The organism is Cellulomonas denverensis (assembly GCF_012396125.1).
Taxonomy (GTDB): Bacteria; Actinomycetota; Actinomycetes; order Actinomycetales; family Cellulomonadaceae; genus Cellulomonas; species Cellulomonas denverensis.
Window position 1 is genome coordinate 41,221 of record NZ_JAAXOX010000006.1, and the last position, 19,350, is coordinate 60,570.

General features: G+C 73.8%; 14 protein-coding genes. 8 read left to right on the forward strand and 6 right to left on the reverse strand.

What is annotated here, in order from left to right; genetic code table 11:
• Positions 1-90: 90 nt before the first annotated feature.
• Positions 91-2,583 carry a helix-turn-helix transcriptional regulator gene (locus HGA03_RS19625; protein ID WP_168630556.1) on the reverse strand — a complete coding sequence of 831 codons (2,493 nt, stop codon included), beginning with the start codon at positions 2,581-2,583 and terminating at the stop codon, positions 91-93.
• A gap of 62 nt (positions 2,584-2,645) precedes the next feature.
• Between HGA03_RS19625 and dcd the strand changes: the two genes are divergently transcribed.
• From dcd to HGA03_RS12215, 4 genes are all read left to right on the forward strand, one after another.
• Positions 2,646-3,221 carry a dCTP deaminase gene (gene dcd, locus HGA03_RS12200; RefSeq protein WP_168630557.1) on the forward strand — a complete coding sequence of 192 codons (576 nt, stop codon included), beginning with the start codon at positions 2,646-2,648 and terminating at the stop codon, positions 3,219-3,221.
• 4 nt (positions 3,222-3,225) lie between these two features.
• Entirely contained in the window at positions 3,226-4,305 is a 1,080-nt protein-coding gene (locus HGA03_RS12205) for a hypothetical protein (protein WP_239073527.1), read from the forward strand.
• A 75-nt stretch (positions 4,306-4,380) separates the two neighbouring features.
• Positions 4,381-6,228 (forward strand): glycoside hydrolase family 15 protein, encoded by a 1,848-nt coding sequence (locus tag HGA03_RS12210; protein ID WP_168630558.1) that lies wholly within the window; start codon positions 4,381-4,383, stop codon positions 6,226-6,228.
• Between the two features lie 108 nt (positions 6,229-6,336).
• The gene (locus HGA03_RS12215; RefSeq protein WP_168630559.1) at positions 6,337-6,858 is read left to right on the forward strand and encodes a hypothetical protein; all 522 of its coding nucleotides are present in this window, start codon (positions 6,337-6,339) and stop codon (positions 6,856-6,858) included.
• Here HGA03_RS12215 and HGA03_RS12220 read toward each other — a convergent pair.
• Positions 6,852-9,557, reverse strand: coding sequence for a cation-translocating P-type ATPase (locus tag HGA03_RS12220; RefSeq protein WP_168630560.1), 2,706 nt, complete (start codon positions 9,555-9,557; stop codon positions 6,852-6,854). The genes HGA03_RS12215 and HGA03_RS12220 overlap by 7 nt on opposite strands.
• Positions 9,558-9,718: 161 nt before the next feature.
• Here HGA03_RS12220 and HGA03_RS12225 point away from each other — a divergent pair, with 161 nt between their 5' ends.
• Together HGA03_RS12225 and HGA03_RS19385 are read left to right on the forward strand one after the other, a co-directional pair.
• On the forward strand, positions 9,719-9,862 hold the full coding sequence (locus tag HGA03_RS12225) for a hypothetical protein (protein WP_168630561.1): 144 nt from the start codon (positions 9,719-9,721) through the stop codon (positions 9,860-9,862).
• A gap of 111 nt (positions 9,863-9,973) precedes the next feature.
• A complete protein-coding gene (locus tag HGA03_RS19385) occupies positions 9,974-12,538 on the forward strand; it encodes a helix-turn-helix transcriptional regulator (RefSeq protein WP_168630562.1) in 2,565 nt (854 codons plus the stop codon).
• A gap of 10 nt (positions 12,539-12,548) precedes the next feature.
• Here HGA03_RS19385 and HGA03_RS19390 read toward each other — a convergent pair whose 3' ends face one another.
• On the reverse strand, positions 12,549-13,067 hold the full coding sequence (locus HGA03_RS19390; RefSeq protein ID WP_168630563.1) for a TetR family transcriptional regulator: 519 nt from the start codon (positions 13,065-13,067) through the stop codon (positions 12,549-12,551).
• Between the two features lie 160 nt (positions 13,068-13,227).
• Between HGA03_RS19390 and HGA03_RS12240 the strand changes: the two genes are divergently transcribed.
• Positions 13,228-14,751, forward strand: coding sequence for an MFS transporter (locus tag HGA03_RS12240; protein ID WP_168630564.1), 1,524 nt, complete (start codon positions 13,228-13,230; stop codon positions 14,749-14,751).
• Between the two features lie 4 nt (positions 14,752-14,755).
• Here HGA03_RS12240 and lipA read toward each other — a convergent pair whose 3' ends face one another.
• Positions 14,756-15,721, reverse strand: a complete 966-nt coding sequence (lipA, locus tag HGA03_RS12245; protein WP_168630565.1) for a lipoyl synthase — start codon at positions 15,719-15,721, stop codon at positions 14,756-14,758.
• Positions 15,718-16,401: a lipoyl(octanoyl) transferase LipB gene (gene lipB, locus HGA03_RS12250; protein ID WP_168630566.1), complete on the reverse strand. Its 684-nt coding sequence runs from the start codon at positions 16,399-16,401 to the stop codon at positions 15,718-15,720. The genes lipA and lipB overlap by 4 nt, the downstream gene beginning before the upstream one ends.
• Before the next feature lie 209 nt (positions 16,402-16,610).
• Here lipB and HGA03_RS12255 point away from each other — a divergent pair, with 209 nt between their 5' ends.
• Positions 16,611-17,222 carry a hypothetical protein gene (locus HGA03_RS12255; RefSeq protein ID WP_168630567.1) on the forward strand — a complete coding sequence of 204 codons (612 nt, stop codon included), beginning with the start codon at positions 16,611-16,613 and terminating at the stop codon, positions 17,220-17,222.
• A gap of 4 nt (positions 17,223-17,226) precedes the next feature.
• Here HGA03_RS12255 and HGA03_RS12260 read toward each other — a convergent pair whose 3' ends face one another.
• Positions 17,227-19,341, reverse strand: a complete 2,115-nt coding sequence (locus tag HGA03_RS12260; RefSeq protein ID WP_168630568.1) for a heterodisulfide reductase-related iron-sulfur binding cluster — start codon at positions 19,339-19,341, stop codon at positions 17,227-17,229.
• Positions 19,342-19,350: the final 9 nt, after the last annotated feature.

The following is a 19,350-nucleotide window of genomic DNA, read 5'->3' on the forward strand; positions in this document are numbered from 1 at the left end:
GAGTCGGGGTCGCGCGGGTACGGAGGCGGTCGTGGTCGCGCGGAATCGGGGTACCGAATCACGGGTTCGGTGGCGGGTACGTGGTGGCGATCAGTGGTGCTCGGCGGCCACGTACCGCTCGATCTCGGCCCGGTTGGTCAGGCCGAGCTTGCGCAGGATGTGCGAGACGTGGCTCTCCACGGTGCGCACGCTGAGATGGAAGGCATCCGCCAGTTCGCGGTTCGTCCGCCCGGCGCTGACCCCCGCGGCGATCTCCTGCTCGCGGGCGCTGAGCGCCTCCCACCGCGAACCCCGGTCGTCGGTGGCGGCGCGCAGGTGCCGGAGGGCGGGGTCGTGCGCATGGTCGGCGTCCAGCGCGGCGAGGGCGGCGTCGGTCAGTCCGGTGAAGTCGGCGGGACGATGCCGCAGGATCTCGACCAGGGCGTCCTGGTCGTCGGCGGCCAGTGCCCGGTGCAGGCCCAGGGCCGGGACCAGGGCGGGCAGGTCGGTGCCGCGCATCAACTCCTCGATCTGCTGCAGCCGCGCCGGGTCGTAGGCGCCGGGCCGGCTCAGCCAGCAGATCAGCGCGGCGGTGCGCAGCCCGCGATCGGCGTACCGGCATCCGGCCTCCCACAGCAGCGCGTCCCCGTCGCCGGTGCCGGTGGCCCGGGCCAGTGCTGCGCGGGCGATCACCCCGAAGCTCTGCACCGCCTGCATGAACCGATGTGGCGTGTGGTCGAGGGCGTCGAGCAGGGTCTCGGCGACGTCGTACTGCCCTGACCGGGTGGCGAGCAGCGACCCGAGGGCTAGGGTCCGGCGGTAGAAGGTGGTGTCCAGCGGACCACCCGGGCCTAGGCGCAGCGAGGTGCCGAGCGCCTGCACCGCGCCGGGGATGTCATGTCCGACCACGAGGGCCTCGGCCAGGGCGCAGGCATGGACGCGGACCCCGAGCAGGTCGAGGTTCACCAGCGCGCGACGCAGCTCGCGCCGGGAGAGTTCTTCGACCTCGTCGGCCCGGTTCAGGAGCAGCATCGCCTCGGCGCGCAGGCCATCGAGGTGGTAGTCGGCCACGGCCGGCTCGGCGTCGACCCGGTCGCAGGCCTCCAGTGCATCGGTGGCCCGGCCGGCATCCAGCAGCCCGGCACCCTGGGAGACCGCGGCCCAACTCCGCAGGACGCCACCAGGCGGCAGGTCGGGCCCCGGTTCTCCCTGCTGTCCGGCGCGGCGGGCACCGGTGAGCAGGTCGATCAGCGCCAGCAGGCTCGGCCGGTCCGCGAACCGCTCTGCGACATCGCCGAAGTCCTCGTCGGCCCAGACCGCCCAGCGCAGCTCGTCCAGCGCGAAGGTCACCAGGTCGTCCGCCGACTCGGAGCCGGTGACCTCGGTGCCGGCGAACACCGCCGCAGCAGCGACCGCGGTCCCGCGACGCCGGAGCAGCACCGACAGGTAGTCGTTCGCGTTCGGCACGAGGGGCGCCGCCTGCCACCGCCGTCGCCGGCGGAGCTGTTCGACCGCATCGCGTTCCTGTGCGGGCCCGGCCAGGTCCGCGGCCCAGCGCCACTCGTCCTGGGTCACGTCGTCGATCAGGTCAGGGTCGGGGTTGGGCAGATCCGTCCCGGTCTCGTTCCAGGCGCGTTCGGCCTGCCGGATCAGCGCGGCGCGGCGCAGCGGGTCCATCCGGTCCCGCAGGGCGGCCGCCAGAGCCGGCGGGGTCACGACCAGGACCTCTGGGGTCGCCCGCAGCCGGCCGATCGCGAGCAACTCGTCCAGGATCGCGGGGTCGAGTTCGAGCGCACCCTCGGCCACCCGGCGGCGGACCGGTCCGGCGCAGGACAGCACCTCCAACGCCGCCACCTGCTCGGCATCCAGCCGGGGGAGCAGCGCGTGCGCGACCGCGGCCAGCGGGAGGCCGTCCAGCGGGCCGACCGTCCGCCAGCGGTCGCCGTCCAGTTCGATCGCCCCGCTGAACCGGGCGGCGTCGGCGATGGCCAGCGCCACCTTGGGGTTCCCGTCCGCCCGGGCGGTCAGTGAGGAGGCGAGGGCGACGTCCACCGGCGCGCCCAGTTCCTCGGCGAGCAGCCGGCTGATGGCGGCGAACCCGCGCGGGCGCAGCAGCACCTCCGCGGGCGCGCGCTCGGCGACCAGCTCGGCCACGGCGGAGCCGTGCACCCGGGACAGGTCGCGTCCGGCGGTGGCCAGCATCCGGGCCCTGCTGCGGCGCAGCGCATCCAGCACCACGGTCGCGCTGACCGCGTCCAGCCGGTCCAGATCGTCCACCACCAGCAGCGCGCGCCGGCCGGCCAGTTCCCCGGCCAGCCAGATGGCCAGGACGCCAGGATCGGGTCGCAACCGTTCGGCGACCACCGAGGGGTGCGTGCGCAGCGCAGCCAGCGGGGCATCGCCGGAGGCCCAGAGCCGCAGCACCGGGATCGACCGGCGTTCGGTCTGGGCGACCACGGAGTCGAGAGCCCGGCTGCGCCCGGAGCCGGGTTCGCCGCGGATCACCACGTCCCGCCCGGCCGTCAACCAGCGCCGCGCCTCGCCGATCGCCTCGTCGAAGGCGTTCGGGGCGACGACCGGTGCGTCCCAGTGCTCGACGGCCACACGTCCACGCTAGGCCCGGCGGCCCATCCCTGCCCGCCGTCGCCAGGCATTACCGTGGTCCCGTGCTGCTCTCTGATCGCGACATCCGTGCCGAGCTCGACGCCGGGCGGGTGGTCCTCGACCCGACCGAACCGGAGATGGTGCAGCCGTCCAGCGTGGATGTGCGGCTGGACCGGTTCTTCCGGCTGTTCGACAACCACCGCTACGCGATGATCGACCCGTCGACCGAGCAGCCCGACCTGACCCGGATGGTGGAGGTCGACCCGGAGTCGCCGTTCGTGCTGCACCCGGGTGAGTTCGTGCTCGGCTCGACCTTCGAGCAGGTGACCCTGCCGGACGACATTGCCGCGCGGCTGGAGGGCAAGTCCTCGCTGGGCCGGCTCGGGCTGCTGACCCACTCGACCGCCGGGTTCATCGACCCGGGGTTCAGCGGCCACGTGACCCTGGAGCTGTCCAACGTCGCGACGCTGCCGATCACGCTCTGGCCGGGGATGAAGATCGGGCAGATGTGCTTCTTCCGGCTCAGTTCCCCCGCCGAGCGGCCGTACGGGTCCGGCGCGACCGGCTCCCGGTACCAGGGGCAGCGTGGGCCGACCGCCTCCCGGTCCTGGCAGAACTTCCACCGGACCCGGGTCTGACCGCGTGAACGGCCCGGCGATCCCGCTGCCGCGGCTGACCAGCTGGCCGCAGGACGCTCCGGCCCCGGGGCGGCACCTGCTGCTGCTCCCGGACGGCGTGGTCAGCGAGGAGGTCGAGGTGCTGGCGGTCAGCCGGTTCGCGTCGGCCCGCTGGGAGCGCCCGCCGCGGGTGCCCAGTCGCCGGCGGGACAGTGCGGCCCAGCCGACCCCCGGGGTGCTGCGGCTGGGCCGGTTGTCCACGGTCACGGGGCCGTTCGGGGTGGAGCCCGCGGTGGCCGCCCGGCTCGGGGTGCCCGGCGACATCGTGGCCGCCTGGCCGGTGGACGTGCCGCGCGAGCGGGCGGCGACCCCGGCGATCGGCGGTGACCGGGACGGGCTGCGCCGCGCGTTCGGCGACCAGCAGCCGGTCCGGGAGGAGGGCCGGGTGCTGCGCTGGGCGATCGACGTGGCCCGGCGGCTCGGCGGGGCGGTGCGCACGGACACCGGCGTGGTGCTGGTGCCGGAGATGGACGCCGCCCTCGACCTGACCGTGGTCTCGGACCGGTGGGTGGAGCCGGAGGAGGTGCTGGCCGCCGCGTGCCGGGTCGCCCCGCAGGCCCGGCTGGACGCGCCCGCGCCGACCGGCGAGCGCCTGGCCGCGGTCACCCACACCGGCCGGGTGCTGGTGGACCGGCCGGAGGCCGGCATCGGCGTGACCGACCCGGACGAACGCCGCCGGCTGCACGCCGAGGCCGATGCCTTCGACGCCTGGATGATCGAGCACCCGCCGGCCGCCGAGGGCTTCGGGGTGCTGATCGACCTGGGTGCGGACGGTGCGGTGTCGATCCGCGCCGAGTCCGAGGGCGACCTGCCGCTGGTGTTGCAGGGACTGAGCTGGACCACCGGTGAGGTGATCGCCTACCGGGTGACCTGGGAGCCGCCGGAGCTGGAGGAGCTGGAGTCGGAGCGGCCGTCGCTGGCACACCGGGTGGCCCGCGGCCGGGCGGCGCAGGTGGTGCGGTCGATCGCCCGCGAGGTCCAGCACGACGTCGGCGGCGAGGTCGCCGACATGGCCGGGTTCCTGGTGGATCCCGCGGAGCTCTGACCGCTCCGATTGCCGGTCCCGCCCGGTCATCCGACGATGACCTGACGGCGGAGGGTCCGCCCTGGTGGGAGGACGATGACCGACGGTCTCGGGCATCTGGACGGCGACGCCGGGCACGCGCGGGAGGGGTCCGGGCACGCCGCGTCGGAGCAGCTGCGGCCACCGGCCGCCCGGGTCGACGGCTACGCCCCGCTGCGCAGCTATGCGGCCCTGGGCGACGGCCGGACCCTGGCACTGGTGGCGGAGGACGGCCGGATCGACTGGCTGCCGCTGCCGGACCTGGACACCCCGCCGGTGTTCGCCGCCCTGGTGGACGCCGAGGACGGCGGCCGGATCGAGCTGGCGCCCACCGTGGCGTTCCGGCTGCGACGGGAGTACCTGGTCGGCACGAACGTGCTGGTCACCACGTTCGTCACCGACGATGGCGAGGTCCGGGTCACCGAGGCGATGAATACCGGGGTGGCCGGGCGGCTGCCCTGGGCCGAGCTGGCCCGCCGGGTGGAGGGGGTGCGGGGCACGGTGCCGATGGCGTGGCGGGTCCGGCCGGGCACCGTCTTCGGCACCGCCTCACCGTGGGTGCAGGACACCGTGCACGGCCTGGTGCTGCACGACGACGGGGTGACGGTCGCGGTGCGCACCGGCGGGGAGATGACCGTGGTGCCCGACGGCCAGCAGGTGTCCGGGGTGTTCACCGCCGTCGCCGGCAGCCGCCACCTGCTGGTGTTGGCCGCCACCGCCGGTGAGCCGGTCTACCTGCCCGACCCGCAGGACGCCGACCGGGGCATCGACCGCACCGCGGACAACTGGCGGGCCTGGACCCGGGAGTTCCACTACGACGGGCCGTGGGGCAAGGCGGTGCAGCGGTCGGCGTTGACCCTGAAGCTGCTGCTGCACGCACCGACCGGGGCGATCGCGGCGGCCGGCACCACCTCGCTGCCCGAGTCGGTCGCCGGGGGCAAGAACTGGGACTACCGCTACGCCTGGGTCCGGGACGCCGCCTACACCCTGGACGCCTGGATCGGCTTCGGGCTGCGCGAGGAGGTGCACGCCGCCACCGCCTGGGTGCTGCACACCCTGCGCGAGCACGGGCTGCGGGTGTTCTTCACCCTGGCCGGCGACCTGCCGGAGGGGCAGCAGGAAGCGCTGGCACCCGGGTGGCGCGGGATCGGCCCGGTGCTCACCGGCAACCGCGCGGACGGCCAGCTGCAGCTCGGGATCTACGGCGACCTGCTGGCGGTGATGCGCGGCTACGTGGACGCGGGCAACCTGCTGGACGCCGAGACCGGCCGGTTCCTGGCCGCGGTCGCCGACCAGGCCGCCGACGCCTGGCACCGCCCCGACGCCGGGATGTGGGAGCTGCCCGGCCCCCGGCACCACACCAGCTCCAAGCTCGGCTGCTGGCAGGCGCTGCGCTGTGCGGTACACCTGGCCGAACAGGGGCAGATCGCCGGGGACGCCGCGCGCTGGGCCGCGGAGTCGGACCGGATCGCCGACTGGGTGCGCGCGCACTGCTGGTCCGAGGAGCGCGGCGCCTACCTGATGGCCCCCGGGTCGGACGCGCTGGACGCCTCGATCCTGCTGCACGCCCGCAGCGGATTCGACACCGGCGAGCGGATGAGCCGCACCATCGACGCCCTGCGCGCCGAGCTCGGCACCGGACCGCTGCTGCACCGCTACACCGGGATGCCCGAGGAGGAGGGCAGCTTCGTCGCCTGCGCATTCTGGGGCGTGGCGGCGATGGCCCTGGTCGGTCGCCGGGAGGAGGCCCGGCAGTGGATGGACGAGCTGCTGGCCCAGGCCAACGACGTCGGGATCTGGCCGGAGATGATCGACGCGCGCACCGGCGACTTCCTGGGCAACCTGCCGCAGGCGCTCAGCCACCTCGCGCTGGTGCAGGCGGCGTTGACCCTGGCGGAGGAGTGACCTGCCCGGATCGGTGGGCCAGGATGGACGGCGGCCGGCTGCGACGACGCACCGCGCGGCGAGCCGACCGCGCACGCACCGGCCACAGCCGAGAGGACGTGCGTGCAGATGGGTCTGTGGGAGCGGTACAAGTCGTTCTTCAGTGGTCCGGAGATCGACATCGCCACCGAGCTGGCCGGGCAGTTGCCGCCCGGGGACGAGGTGCTGACCCACACCGGGGTGATCCCGAGCGCCTACGAGCGTGGCGGCGGCGGTGGGATGAGTGCCCAGGGCCGGCTGTTCAACGCCGCGACGTCGGCGGTGCAGAACGCGGTGTCCACTTCCCGGCACGTGGGCGGTGACGAGGGGTCGGCGGCGCGCCGGCTGCCGCAGCAGGCGGGTCCGCACGTGCTGGTGCTGGGCTCGCAGTCGCTGACCGTGTGGGACCTGGGCCTGACCATGAACCAGACCCCGGCGGAGCTGCTGGCCAGCGTGCCCCGGACCGAGGTCGCCGCCTTCCACGACACCGGCACCACCGCTCAGGGCGGGGTGCCGGTGGCGCGGGTGTCGTTCCACGACGGGTCGTTCTTCGACTACCGCCTGATCAACAAGCCGGGCGACGAGTTCTGGTCGGTCGCCTCGACCTACTGACGACGGCGCTCGCGGGCGCGGGTGAGCGCCTTCATCGCCTCCACCAGCAGGAAGACCACGATCGCGAGCCCGGCGGTGAACGCCCACTGCCGGGCTCCGATCGGGGCCGAGTCGAACCAGCTGTGCATGAACGGCACGTAGGTGAAGATCAGCTGGAACACCACCAGCGCCCCGGTCGCCAGCCACACCACCGGGTTCCCGCGCAGCACCTGCACCGTGATGCTGGAGTTGTTCAGGAACCGGCAGGAGAACAGGAAGGCCAGCTGGCCGAGCGCCAGCATGGTGACCGCGGTGGTCTGGGCGACCGCGTTGCTGGAGCCGGAGTCGCGCTCGATGAAGTAGACCAGCAGGGTGGCGCCACCGATCAGCAGCGACGCGGTGATCACCTCGGTGAGCGAGTCCCGGGACAGCACCGACCCGCCGGGCTTGCGCGGTGGGCGGCTCATCACGCCGGGCTCGGCGGGCTCGTAGGCCAGGGCGAGCGACAGCGTGATCGCGGTGACCAGGTTGACCCAGAGGATCTGCACCGGCGCCAGCGGCAGCGACAGGCCGAAGATCACCGCCACCAGGATCACCAGCGACTGGGCGCCGTTGGTCGGCAGCAGGAAGACCACCGACTTGCGGATGTTGTCGTAGATCCGGCGGCCTTCCTCGACCGCCCGCTCGATGGTGGCGAAGTTGTCGTCGGCCAGGACGATCTCGGCGGCCTCCTTGGTCGCCTCGGTGCCCTTGATCCCCATCGCGATGCCGACGTCGGCCCGGGTCAGTGCCGGGGCGTCGTTCACGCCGTCGCCGGTCATGGCGACCACCTCGCCGTGGCCCTGCAGGGCGCGCACGATCCGGAGCTTGTGCTCGGGGCTGGTGCGGGCGTACACGTCGACCTCGCGCACCCGGGCGGACAGCTGGTCGCCGGTCATCTCCTCCAGCTCGGCGCCGGTGAGGGCCTGCACCTCGCCCTCCGGGCCGGCGATGCCGAGCTCGCGGGCGATGGCGGTGGCGGTGCCGACGTGGTCGCCGGTGATCATCTTGACCCGGATCCCGGCCCGGTGGCAGTCGGCGATCGCCTGCACCGCCTCCGGCCGCGGCGGGTCGACGATGCCGATCACGCCGAGGAACACCAGGCCGTCGGCCACGTCCTCGGGCGCCAGGCCGTCCTGCTCCGGGCCGGCGGGGCGCTCGGCGGCGGACAGGGTGCGCAGACCCTGGGCGGCCAGCTCGTCGATCACCCGCTCCCAGTGCGCGCGGTCCATCGGCTCGACCCCGCCGTCCGCGGTCAACTGCTGGGTGCAGCGCTCCAGCAGCCGGTCCGGGGCGCCGGTCACCCGCAGCACCCGGTCGCCGCCGTCGTCGTCCAGGGTGGCCATGTACTTGGTGGCGGACTCGAAGGGCAGCACCGCGAGCCGGTGCACGCCGGACAGGTCGATGCCGGCCTTGCGGGTCAGGGTGGCGACCGCGCCCTCGGTCGGTTGGCCGACGACCGTCCAGTGCCCCTCGGCGTTCTGCACCACCCGGGCGTCGTTGCAGGACCCGGCGGCCCGGATCAGCCGGCGCAGGTCGGTGCGGGCGCCGGGATCGACGGTGGCGCCGTCGAAGGTCAGGTGGCCCTCGGGGGCGTAGCCCAGGCCGTGCACGTCGTACTCACCGGCGGCGGTGACCACCGAGCGCACGGTCATCTCGTTCGTGGTCAGGGTGCCGGTCTTGTCCGAGCAGATCGTGGTGACCGAGCCCAGCGCCTCCACCGAGGTGAGCTTGCGGGTGATCGCGTTGCGCCGGGCCATCTGCTGCACCCCGAGCGCCAGGGTCACCGTGACCAGGGCGGGCAGGCCCTCCGGCACCGCGGCCACCGCGAAGCCGATCGCGGCCGAGACCAGGTCGGGCAGCTCGAAGTCGTGCACCACCCGGCCGATCACCAGCATCACCGCGGCCATCACCAGGATGCCGATCGACAGCGCCCGGCCGAACGCGGCCAGCTGCCGGGTCAGTGGCGTGTCCAGGTGGTCGACCCCGGCGACCAGCGCCTGGATCCGGCCGATCTCGGTGTCGCCGCCGGTGCTGACCACCACGCCGATCCCGGTGCCGGTGGCGACCAGGGTGCCGGAGTAGAGCATCGAGGACCGGTCGCCGATCCCGGCCCGGGCGTCGACCGCCCGCGGGTCCTTGGCGGCGGGCACCGACTCGCCGGTGAGCGCGGCCTCGTCGACCTGCAGGTTGGTGGCGGACAGCAGCCGGACGTCGGCGGGCACCCGGTCGCCGGAGCGGACCCGGATCACGTCGCCGGGCACCAGGGTCTCGGCGTCGATCACCTGCCACTGCCCGTCCCGGCGCGCCTGGGCGTCCAGGGACAGCATGGTCTTGATGCCGTTCAGCGCCTTCTCGGCCTGACCCTCCTGGATGAAGCCGACCAGGCCGTTGATCACCGCCACCGCCAGGATCACGGTGAAGTCGATCCAGTCGCCGAGGATCGCCTTGAGCACCGCGGAGGCCAGCAGGATGTAGATCAGGATGTCGTCGAAGTGGCCCAGCAGGCGGCGGATCACCCCTGGCCGCGGCGGGGCGGGCAGCCGGTTCGGCCCCGCGGTCCGCAGCCGGTCGGCGGCCTGGGCGGCGCTGAGGCCGTCGTCGGTCACTCCCAGTTCGCCCAGGACCCGGTCGGTGGGCTCGGCGTAGGGGAGGGACGCAGGGCTGGTGTCGACGGTCAATCGGACCTCCGGATGGGGTTCGGCCGCTGTCGGGCGCTCGGGCGGAACTGTCGATCCTGCCAACCGGTCCACGGATCCGTGTGGGACGCCGTGCCCACGCCGGTGGGGCCGATCGAGTTTTGCCTGCCGTTCGCCCGCTCCGGATGCGACCGGGACGGACAGTGCTCAGACTGGTCGCCCAGATCGAGCAGAGCAACCCGGGGGGATGGGCGATGGAGCAGACGACCGACCAGCAGGACGGCCTTCAGCGCGAGGAGGACGCACGGTTCTCCTCGGTCAGCAATCCGCGCCGGGTGCGGCTGTAGGTGCCGGGTGGGGGTTCGTCCACCTCGGGATGAGGGTGCGTTCACAGGATAAGAACGACAAATCGCCATGAAATTGTCGCTGATTCCGGGTGAGGTGAGTAGCTTCGGTCTATGGGCGACGAGGTAGCACTGCACGCGGACACGATCCGGACCGTGGTGGGATACCTCCGCTCCGGGATCAGTGTGAACGTGGTCGGGATGCGGACCTCCGGCCGCAGCGCGGTGCTGCGCCGGGTGGTGGACCTGCTCGCCGACGACGGGATCTCCGCCGTGACGATCAACGGGATCCCGGCCCTGCACGACCGGCCGCTGGCCGCACTGGGCGTCGGCGGGGTGGAGGTGCCGAACGCCCCCTCCGGCCCCGGGTCGCTGTCCGCGGCGGTGACCGCCCTGGAACGCCGGATCAGCGCCCGGCCCTCGGTGCTGGTGATCGACGACGTCGAGTCGGTGGACCAGGTCAGCGCCGGGGTGGTCTCCGCGGTTCGCCGCCGGGTGCCGGTGCCGGTGCTGGCGTCCAGCCGTCCGGACGGGCGGATCCAGAACCAGACCGTGTTCGTCACCGGGGAGATGGCGCCGTCCGCCCGGGTGGTGCTGCCGCCGCTGCGCTACGACGCGGTGCACGCCCTGGTGCACGAGCTGCTGCCCGGGACGGTCGAACCCTCGGCGCTGGCCCGGATCGCCACCAAGTCCGGCGGCCTGCCGGGCCTGGTCGCGGCCCTGGTCGACACCGGTCGCCGCAGTGGCCGGCTGGTCCGCCGGGACGGGCTGTGGGTGGTCCGGGACGGGCTGTGGGACCCGTCGATGGCCCAGGCGGTCGAGCCGCTGCTGGCCGGCCTGGAGGAACAGCACCTGGACGCGCTGGCCCTGCTCTCCCTGGCCGGGAGCCTGGACCTGGAGGTGGCCCGGTCCGCGATCCCCTGGCAGGTGCTGACCCAGCTGGACGACGCCGGACTGCTGCAGGTGCTGGAGGACGGCGGGCAGCCGGTGATCGGCGTGTTCCCGCCGCTGGTCGCCGAGTTCCTGCGCAACGAGTCCAGCCCGATCCGCCGGTCGCGGGCCGTCGGCGAACTCTCCCGGCTGTTGGGCGACCGGGGCACCTGGCGTGCGGTGCCCCCCACCGCGCCCCGGGCGGTCGCCCAGGGTGCGCCGGCCATGATCGGCCGCCGGTTCGACGAACAGTGGCAGGTCGAGGCCGAGACCCGCCGCACCGCCTGGACGGACCAGCCCACCCCCGCGCACGCGGTGCCGTTGCTGATCGCGCTGCTCGGCGTCCAGGCCGATGCCGAGGAGGTCGACGCCGTGGTGCGCGGCACCAACCCGGCGCCGGACGACCCGCGCTCGGAGGCGCTGCTGGTGGTCTGGCACGCGGTCGACCTGGGGTTGCGCCGCGGCGACCTCGAGGCGGCGGACCGGCTGGTGGCCGAGGCGATGCCCCGGTTCCCCGAGTACGCCGGCCTGCTCAGCGCGACCCGGGCCCACCTGTGCCTGATCACCTCCCGGATCCCCGACGACGCCCTGCTGCACCCGGACCAGGTCGGTGAGGACCCGGTGAACAGGGAGGCGCTGCGGGCTACCCGCGCCGAGTGCCTGGTGGCCGCGGGCCGGATCGCCGAGGCACGGGCGGAGCTGGAGGGGTTCGACCCGCTCGAACCGCGGTTCCGGCTCAGTGCCCGGTTGAGCGCCACCCTGCTGCTGGTCTTCGACGGGCACCCGGAGGAGGGGGTCAGCCAGGCGCTGTCCTACGCCCAGGAGGCCCGGGCGGCCCTCGATCCGGGCGCGTACCAGGCCTATGCCTACGTGGCGGGGCTCGGCCTGATGATGGCGGGCCGGCTGGACGAGTGCGACACCCTGCTGTCCTCGGTGCTGGCGCTGCCCAACAACCAGACCCTGCAGACCCACTTCCGGAACGGCGTGCTCACCCTGGCCGCCGTGGTGGCGTCCTTCCGGGGCCGGGCCAGCTATGCGGAGAGCCTGGCGGAGCAGGCCGAGGCGCTCGGCGCCCCCCGCGGTCCCTACCCGGCGATGGCCCCGGACATGGCCACGTCCCTGGTGCGCGGCCCCGGCGCCGAGACCTCCGACGCCCTGTGGGACCTGGTGGACGAGCGGCTGGACGCCGGGATGGTCGTCTCGGCGATGACGATCGCGGTGGCCGCCCTGGAGCGCCGCCCCGAACCGGCCCGGGCCGCCGAGCTGGCCGAGCGGGTCAAGGACGTCGGCTCCGCGCTGGTGCAGACCCTCGCGGAGTACTGCGTCGCGGTCGGCCTGGACGACGTGGACGCCCTGGCGACCAGCGCCGGACACCTGCACGAGGCCGGGTACGAGCTGTACGCCACCCGCGCCGGGGTGACCCGGGCCCTGGCCCTGCGCACCCGCGGCGACATCGAGAGCGGGTCGCGGCAGGCCGAGCGGTCCTGGGCCGAGGCCGCGGTCTACGCCGGCGACCTCCGTGGGCTGTTCGCCCCGCTGGCCCGGTCGGTGGACCTGACTTCCCGGGAGCGGGAGATCGCCGTGATGGTCTCCGAGGGGATGCACACCGCGGAGATCGCCGCCTCGCTGGTGCTGAGCGTGCGCACGGTGGAGAACCACCTGCTGAACGCCTTCCGCAAGGCCGGGGTGGACAACCGGGACGCGCTGGCCCGGGCGGTGGACACCTGGGCCTCCACCGGGACGCTCTGACCCGGAGGTCTCAGCCGCGCAGGCGGGCCAGGATCTCCCGGGCGTGCTCCAGGGCGCCCTCGTCCCGGGTGCCGGCCACCGCGTTGTAGTACATCCCATCGCCGACCAGCTGGATCACGTGGGCCAGCGCCGGGTCGCCGAGCTCGGCCAGCAACGCCTCATACCAGGCGGCCCGCAGGTCCTCCAGCACCGACTCGTGCTCCCCGGCGTCCTCGGCCAGCCGCGCCGCCGCGATCAGCGCCCGGTCCAGCGCCCCACCGGAGGACGTCGACTCCACCAGGTAGTAGTCGGCCGCCCCGTTCGGCGCCTCCCGCATCGCGGCGATGTCCGCCGCTCCCAGCCGGGCCAGCCGCTCGCGCTGCCCGGCCTCCAGCGCCGCCTTGTTCTTGAAGTGGTAGAGCAGTCCGCCCTTGGACACCCCGGCCGCCGCGGCGACGGCATCGAGGGTGGCGGCGCGGCTGCCATGGGCGATCAGCACCTGCTCGAAGGCATCGATCAGGCGGTCGCGGGTGCTCGCGGGGTCGGCCATGGGGACGACGGTACCGGTGTGGCGCGCCTCTCCACGCCCGGGCTAGCGACTGTACCGTCCAGACGGTACAGTCGACGTCGGTCGAGAGCCGCCCGGGACGCCCGAGGCAGAGCGCGACCCGATCCCGCGATGACGTTCCGAACCGGAAAGGCCGTGCCCGATGTCCGCCCTCCTCGCCCCGCCGGCGACCCGTTCCAGCTCGTGCCGCCAGTGGTCCGCCCTGGCCGTGCTGATGCTGCCGGTGCTGCTGATCTCGGTGGACAACACCGTGCTCAGCTTCGCGCTGCCCGCGATCACCACCGCGCTGGGCGCCACCGGCGGGCAGCTGCTGTGGATCGTGGACGCCTACCCGCTGATGCTGGCCGGGCTGCTGGTGCCGATGGGGTCGTTGGGCGACCGGATCGGGCGGCGGCGGCTGTTGCTGATCGGCGCGACCGGCTTCGCACTGGTGTCGCTGCTGGCCGCCTGGGCGCCGACCCCGGAGCTGCTGATCGCGGCCCGGGCACTGCTCGGCGTCTTCGGCGCCACCCTGATGCCGTCGACGCTGTCCCTGCTGCGGAACGTGTTCACCGACCGCGCCCAGCGCCGGCTGGCGATCGCGATCTGGGCCGCCGGGTTCGCCGCCGGTGGCGCGCTGGGGCCGATCGTCGGCGGGTTCCTGCTCACCCACTTCTGGTGGGGGTCGGTGTTCCTGCTGAACACCCCGCTGCTGCTGGTGCTGATCCCGCTGGCGCTCTGGCTGGTGCCGGAGTCCCGCGACCCGAACCCCGGCCGGGTGGACGTGCCGAGCATCGCCCTGTCGCTGGTCACCATGCTGCCGCTGGTGCACGCGATCATCGAGGTCGGCGAGCGCGGGGTGACCGTCCGGACCTTACTGGGCGTGGCGATCGGCCTGACCGCCGGCACCCTGTTCGTGCGTCGTCAGCTCCGGCTGGCCACCCCGATGCTGGACGTCACCCTGTTCACCCGGGCCAGCTTCTCCGGTGCGGTGTCGGCGAACCTGCTGTCCATCATGGGCTTCAGCGGCCTGCTGGTGGTGGTGTCCCAGTTCCTGCAGCTGGTGCTCGGGATGTCGCCGATGGACGCCGGCCTGGTGCTGTTGCCCGGGCTGGTCGCCTCGGTGGTGGCGGGCCTGCTGGCGGTGAAGCTGGTCAAGCGGATCCGCCCGGCCACCCTGATCGGCGGGTCCTTCCTGCTCGCCGCCCTCGGCTACCTGCTGGCCAGCCGGGTCGGCACCGATCCGACCGCGGGCACCATTGCGGTGGCCTTCGTGGTGATGGCGCTCGGGGTCGGCCTGGCCGAGACGCTGACCAACGACGAGATCGTGTCCTCCGTCCCGGCGGAGAAGGCCGGTGCCGCCTCCGCGGTGTCCGAGACCGCCTACGAGCTCGGCACCACGCTGGGCGTCGCGGTGCTCGGCTCGGTGCTGAACGCGACCTACCGGGCGCAGGTGGTCGTCCCGGCTGCGGTGACCGGCGACCAGGCGCACGCGGCCGCCGAGACCCTGGCCGGCGCGGTCCGGGTCGCCGGGGAGATCGACGCCGGGGTCGCCGACAGCCTGCTGTCCTCCGCCCGGGCCGCCTTCGACCTGGGCATGCAGCGCTCGGCCCTGCTCGGGATCGTGGTCGCGGTCGCCGCCGCGGTGGTGTCCTTCGTGACGCTGCGCAAGGCGACCGGGGACTGATCGCTCAGGCCACCGGCTCGGCCAGCGCCCGCAGATGGTCCGGCACCGGTCGCCCGTGCCCGGCCATCGAGCGCGCCCACAGCCGGCCCGCCCGGTAGGACGAGCGCACCAGCGGCCCGGCCAGCACCCCGAGGAAGCCGATCTCCTCCGCCTCGGCGGCGATCTCGGTGAACTCCTCGGGGTGCACCCACCGGGCCACCGGCAGGTGCCGGGGCGAGGGGCGCAGGTACTGGGTGATCGTGATGATGTCGGTGCCCGCCGCGTGCAGGTCGCGCAGCGCGGTGCTGACCTCGTGCCGCTCCTCACCCATGCCGAGGATCAGGTTCGACTTGGTGATCAGCCCCGCCGCCCGGCCCTGGGTCAGCACGTCCAGCGACCGTTCGTAGCGGAACGCCGGCCGGATCCGCCGGAACACCCGGGGCACGGTCTCCACGTTGTGCGCGAACACCTCCGGCGCGGCCTCGAACACCCGGTCCAGGTGCTCGGCGCGACCGGAGAAGTCCGGCACCAGGATCTCCACCCCGGTGCCCGGTGCCTGCCGGTGGATCTCCCGGATCGTCTCGGCGTACAGCCACGAGCCCTCGTCCGGCAGGTCGTCCCGGGCCACCCCGGTGACCGTGGCGTAGCGCAGGCCCATCCGGGCGACCGACTCGCCGACCCGGCGCGGCTCGTCGGTGTCGTACTCCGCCGGCCGCCCGGTGCCGATCTGGCAGAAGTCGCAGCGCCGGGTGCACTGGGCGCCGCCGATCAGGAAGGTGGCCTCGCGGTCCTCCCAGCACTCGAAGATGTTCGGGCAGCCGGCCTCCTGGCACACCGTGTGCAGGCCCTCTGACGTCACCAGGCCATGGAGCTGCCGGTACTCCGGGCCCATCCGGGCGCGGGTCTTGATCCACTCGGGTTTGCGCTCGATCGGGGTGGCCATGTTGCGCACCTCGAGCCGGAGCAGTTTGCGGTCGCCGGGGGCGGTCATGCCGGCACCTCCTCGGCCGTGGCGGGGGCGAGCTCGGCCACCGACGGCAGCAGCTCGGTCAGGGCCTCGACCACGGCGGGCAGCACGTCGCGCACGGTGATCGGCCGCCCGGTCTCGGCCGCCAGGGTGGTGACCCCGGCGTCGGGCAGTCCGCACGGGACGATCAGGTCGTAGGGGGTCAGCGGGTGGTCCACGTTCAGCGCGAAGCCGTGCATGGTCACCTCCCGGGCCACCCGGACACCGATCGCCGCCAGCTTCGCGTCCGGCGCCCCGGGCCGCCGGACCCAGACGCCCGAGCGACCCTCGACCCGCCCCGCCGCCACACCGAACCCGGCGGCCACCCGGATCAGCGCCTCCTCCAGCGTGTGCACGTACGCCACCACGTCCAGCGGCATCCGCAGCCGCACGATCGGGTAGCCGATCAACTGCCCCGGACCGTGCCAGGTCACCCGCCCGCCGCGGTCCACCGGCACCACCGGGGTGTCGGTCAGCGCCGGATCCGGGAACTCGCTGCGATGGGCGCGCCGGCCCGCGGTGTACACCGGGGCGTGCTGGCAGAGCAGCAGGGTGCCGGGGCGGGCCCCGGAGGCGACGTCGTCGTGCAGCGTGCGTTGGAGGGTCCAGCCCTCCCGGTAGTCCAGGGGCGGGCCGTCGATCCCGCGCTCGATGGTGGGCAGCACCGGACGACCCTCTCACATTGTTGGACGCAGTCCAACAACTGCGGGAGCTGCCGAGGGCGCAGTTCGCGGTGGCCTGCGGCCGAGCGGACCAACCGGAACTGCGCCCTCGGTGGGTGCGCGTCCGGACCGCGGGGGGTGCCGGGTCCTGCATGGGGCCGTGCCCGGTCTGGTAGGGATGGTCCAGCCGGACCGAGCCGAGGGGGCTGACCATGTCGATGCGTGTTCGTGCCAGCGCGGTCGCCGCGTGTCTGGCCGCGCTGCTCCTGGGCACGACCGGCTGCGGCGGCGACCCGGCACCCGGCGACGGGTCGGCCGGACCCGCGTTCGAGGGTCCGTGGGCCGAGGACTTCGCTGCGGCGCACCGCTCCGCCACCACCGGGGAGCAGCGGCAGATGCTGGCCGACGGCGTGGTCTCCGATGCCGAGTACGCGCAGGTCCGCGAGGCCTTCGCCCAGTGCCTGGCGGAGGCGGGATACGCCGTGACCTGGACGGCGAACGGTGGCTTCACGCTGGACGCCGGGTCGCCCGATGTGCCCGAGGAGCTGGTGCAGGAACGGGTCGAGTCCTGCGATGTCGAGCACCGCGGGAGCGTCGACTACCTGTACGAACAGGTGGCCAGGAACCCGGAGAACCTGGACGAGGCGGAGATCATGGCCGCCTGCCTGGTGCGCCGGGACGTGGTGGCGCCGTCGTTCTCCGCCGACGACTATCGCCGCTGGTACGACACCCAGGGCGGGCTCCTGCCCTTCACGGTCGACGAACGGACCGGGGAGCGGGTGTTCGATGAGTGCAATGCCGACCCACTCGGGCTGCACGGGTAAGGGCTCAGCCCGCCCGCACCCGCCCCGCCAGCAGCACCGCGATATCCGCCACCTCCGGCACCCCGATCCCGCTGCGGTTCACCTCCGCGGCGGCGACCCCGTCGGTGAGCATCACGGTGCAGAACGGGCAGGCGGTCGCGATCACCTCGGCACCGGTGTCGATGGCCTCCTGCGCGCGGGTGGTGCCGATCCGGGTGCCGATCGACTCCTCGATCCACATCCGGGCACCGCCGGCCCCACAGCAGAAGGAGCGCTCGCGGTTGCGGGGCATCTCGGCGGGTTCGGCGCCGGGGATCGCGGCCAGCAGTTCGCGCGGCGGGGTGTAGACCTGGTTGTGCCGGCCCAGGTAGCAGGGGTCGTGGTACGTGACCCGGCCCAGGTCGGCGCCCTCGACCGGGACCAGCCGCTGCTCGGCGACCAGCCGGTTCAGCAGCTCGGTGTGGTGCACGACGTCGTAGTGGCCGCCGAGCTGCGGGTACTCCCGGGCCAGGGTGTTGAAGCAGTGCGCGCAGGTGACCACGACGGCCCCCGCCCCGGCCTGGTTCAGGGTGTCGACGTTGCCGGTGGCGAGCAGCTGGAACAGCACCTCGTTGCCGGCGCGGCGGGCCGGGTCGCCGGTGCAGCCCTCCTGGTCGCCGAGCACCGCGAAGGACACCCCGGCGGTGTGCAGCAGTTCGGCCACCGCGCGGGTGGTGCGGACGGCCTTCTCCTCGAACGCCCCTGCGCAGCCGACCCAGAACAGGTAGTCGACGTCGGCCGCCGACTCGACATCGGCGCCGATCACCGGCACGTCGAACGGCAGGTCCTTGGCCCAGTTCAGCCGCTGGCGGGCCGGCAGCCCCCACGGGTTGCCGCGCCGCTCCAGCTTGGTGAACGTCCCGGCCAGCTCGGCGGGGAAGGCGGACTCCATCAGGGTCTGGTACCGCCGGATGTCCACGATGGTGTCGACGTGCTCGATGTCCACCGGGCACTGCTGGACGCAGGCGCCGCAGGTGGTGCAGGCCCACAGCGCGTCGGTGTCGATCACGCCGGAGGCGACCAGGTCGACGTCCACGTGCGCCGAGCCGGTCGCGGTCAGATAGGGGGCGGTCGCGGCGGCGTGGTCGCGCAGCGCCATCACCACGCCCTTGGGGGTGAGCGGTTTGCCGGTGGCCCAGGCCGGGCACTGGTCCTGGCAGCGCCCGCACTCGGTGCAGGTGGCCACGTCCAGCAGTTGCTTCCAGCTCAGGTCCTGCACCGCCCGGGCACCGAGCCGGGCGTCCTCGGGCAGCTGGTCCAGCGCGGCGACGTCCAGCGGCGCACCGTCGACCCGCACCGGTTCCAGCGGTCCGAGCGCCGGCCGGCCGTCGTCGTAGCGCCGGGCGTACAGGTTGACCACGGCCAGGAACCGGTGCCAGGCGATGCCCATCGCCGGCCGGCTGCCCACCACCACGAACCAGGCCATCGACACCAGGATCTTCACCGTGGCGCACACCACGATCAGCGTCTCGACGGTGCCGGTGCCGACCCCGGAGAACAGGTCGCCGATCCAGGCGGTGGTCGGGAACTGCCAGGCCGGTCCCAGGCCCAGCCGGTACTCCAGCCCGCGCAGCAGCAGCACCGCCAGCACCACCAGCAGCACGGTGGCCTCGACCACCACGGCCTGCCCGGTGTTCGACCCGGCGAACCGCGACCGGCGGGCCACCGGCTCCGGGGTGTCCCGGCGCGGGGTGATCCGCACCCGCAACACGATCAGCGCGAGGATGCCGGCCAGCGACAGCCAGGCGATCACCTCGGTCAGCCACTGCCAGGGCGCCAGGTGACCGAGCACCGGCAGGGTCCAGGCCGGGTCGACGACCTGCCCGTACCCGGTGACCAGGGTGAAGAACAGGATCGGGAAGGACACCATCACGGTCCAGTGCGCGATCCGGACCACCGGGGTGTGCTGGAACCGGCCGTGTCCGAGCATCTCGCGCAGCACCAGGCCGGTCCGGCGCAGCACCGGTCCGGAGCGGCCGGGCGCGGGCCGGCCCATCCGGATCGCCCGGGTCAACCGGATCGCGCCGTGGACGAAGACCGCCACCCCGGCGACGGTGGCGAGGAGCACCAGGATCAAGCAGCTCAGGCGCAGGGCGGTCACCGGATGAGG

What these genes read in the sequence shown, in the direction of transcription:
- HGA03_RS12255 (WP_168630567.1), top strand. Translation starts at nt 16,611, where the DNA reads ATGTCGATGCGTGTTCGTGCCAGCGCGGTCGCCGCGTGTCTGGCCGCG.
- HGA03_RS12210 (WP_168630558.1), top strand. Translation starts at nt 4,381, where the DNA reads ATGACCGACGGTCTCGGGCATCTGGACGGCGACGCCGGGCACGCGCGG.
- HGA03_RS12240 (WP_168630564.1), top strand. Translation starts at nt 13,228, where the DNA reads ATGTCCGCCCTCCTCGCCCCGCCGGCGACCCGTTCCAGCTCGTGCCGC.
- HGA03_RS12215 (WP_168630559.1), top strand. Translation starts at nt 6,337, where the DNA reads ATGGGTCTGTGGGAGCGGTACAAGTCGTTCTTCAGTGGTCCGGAGATC.
- HGA03_RS19390 (WP_168630563.1), bottom strand. Translation starts at nt 13,067, where the DNA reads ATGGCCGACCCCGCGAGCACCCGCGACCGCCTGATCGATGCCTTCGAG.
- HGA03_RS19385 (WP_168630562.1), top strand. Translation starts at nt 9,974, where the DNA reads ATGGGCGACGAGGTAGCACTGCACGCGGACACGATCCGGACCGTGGTG.
- lipA (WP_168630565.1), bottom strand. Translation starts at nt 15,721, where the DNA reads ATGACCGCCCCCGGCGACCGCAAACTGCTCCGGCTCGAGGTGCGCAAC.